This is a genomic window from Chryseobacterium sp. CH21 (genome assembly GCF_004119445.1).
In the GTDB taxonomy this organism is placed as follows: domain Bacteria; phylum Bacteroidota; class Bacteroidia; order Flavobacteriales; family Weeksellaceae; genus Chryseobacterium.
This window is the reverse complement of record NZ_QICI01000097.1, coordinates 1-280: the sequence shown is the minus strand read 5'-3', so window position 1 is coordinate 280 and position 280 is coordinate 1. Positions and strand designations below refer to the sequence as shown.

1 pseudogene is annotated in these 280 nt (G+C 46.1%); it reads right to left on the bottom strand.

The features are described from left to right. A pseudogene (locus BOQ62_RS20430) lies at positions 1 to 280 on the bottom strand (hypothetical protein); the annotation flags it as partial.

Genomic DNA, 280 nt, shown 5'->3' with positions numbered 1-280 from the left:
ATGTCTTCTTACGGAAAGGAAGAGCCCGCCGCTTACCACCGCCAATACCCCTGATGAATGAACTTCTTCGGCAGCATCTAACCCGATCAGTAAAAAAAAAAACAATACCGTTGATCAGGAATACGAAGCTTTCCCATACATTAGATCCTCTCAGCCTGGATTCTGATGTCCGGAAGATTTCATGTCTTCTTACGGAAAGGAAGAGCCCGCCGCTTACCACCGCCAATACCCCTGATGAATGAACTTCTTCGGCAGCATCTAACCCGATCAGTAAAAAAAA